This is a genomic window from Burkholderia sp., from assembly GCF_018375725.1.
GTDB lineage: Bacteria > Pseudomonadota > Gammaproteobacteria > Burkholderiales > Burkholderiaceae > Burkholderia.
Genome location: NZ_JAHACR010000534.1, coordinates 1 through 1,231, shown reverse-complemented (window position 1 = coordinate 1,231; position 1,231 = coordinate 1). Strand labels below are relative to the sequence as shown.

1 protein-coding gene and 1 pseudogene are annotated in these 1,231 nt (G+C 67.2%); both read left to right on the top strand.

Annotation, left to right across the window (positions count from 1 at the left end; translation table 11 throughout):
- A partial coding sequence (locus KH616_RS25170; RefSeq protein ID WP_292255286.1) for a YqiA/YcfP family alpha/beta fold hydrolase occupies positions 1 to 391 on the top strand: 391 nt, incomplete at its 5' end.
- 84 nt (positions 392 to 475) lie between these two features.
- Positions 476 to 1,231: pseudogene (locus tag KH616_RS25165) on the top strand (RNB domain-containing ribonuclease); the annotation flags it as partial.

The window sequence follows — 1,231 nt, the reverse complement described above, 5'->3', positions numbered from 1 at the left end:
GGTGATCGGCAGCTCGCTCGGCGGCTACTATGCGACGTGGCTTGCCGAGAAGCACGGCTGGAAGGCGGTGCTGCTGAATCCGGCAACCGCGCCGGAGCGCGATCTCGAGCAGTATCTCGGTGAACAGCCGCTGTGGCACGGCGGCGGCACGATCGTCGTCGAGCCGCATCATCTGCACGAACTGGAAGCGCTGCGGGTGCCGGCGATCACGCGCCCCGAGCGCTACTATCTTTTCGCGGCGACGGGCGACGAAGTGCTCGACTACCGCGAGATGCTCGCGCATTACCCTGGCGCGAAGACCCGCGTGATCGATGGCAGCGATCACGGGATCAGCGAATTTGCCGACTATGTCGACGACGTTCTCGCGTTTTGCGACGTAAAGGCGACATAAGGCGGCCACGCGCCACCGAACACCCATCATCATGCTGCGCCGCCTTTCGACGGCGGCGTCCGGCAGTCAGAACGAGAGTATTGAGTGAACGTTTTCTTCGAGGAATCGGGCAGTTTCAAGGCGGGCAGCGTGCTGTCGCGTCAGGGCGATGCGTTTCAGGTCGAGCTGCCCGGCGGGCGGCGCGCGAAAGTGCGCGCGAAGGACGTGCTGATCGAATTCGAGAAGCCGGCCGCGAGCGAGCTGATGCAGGAGGCTGATACGGCCGCGCAGCAGATCGACCTGGATTTCCTGTGGGAATGCGCGCCGGCCGAGGAGTTCGTCTACACGGCGCTCGCCGAGGAGTATTACGGCGCATCGTACGGCCCGGTCGAGCGCGCGGCGCTGGTGCTGCGCCTGCACGGTTCGCCGGTGTATTTCCGTCGCAAGGGGCGCGGCCAGTATCAGCGCGCGCCGGAAGAGCAGCTCAAGATGGCGCTCGCGTCGCTCGAACGCAAGCGCCAGCAGGCGCTCGTGCAGGCGCAGTACGAGGAGGAGCTGAAGGCGGGCAGGCTGCCCGACGCGTTCGACGGCAAGGTGCTCGGCCTGCTGACCCGGCCCGACAAGAACGCGATCGAATACAAGGCGCTCGAGGCGGCGGCCGGTGCGCGCGGCGTGTCGCCCGCGCGGCTGATGCTCGACTGCGGCGGCATCGCCTCGGCGCGCGCACTGCACGAGGCACGCTTCCTCGCCGAATTCTTCCCTCACGGCACCGGCTTTCCTGCGGTCGCGGTCGGCGCGCTGCCGGACGATCTGCCGCGCGCCGACGTCGAAGCGTTCTCGATCGACGACGTGACGACGACC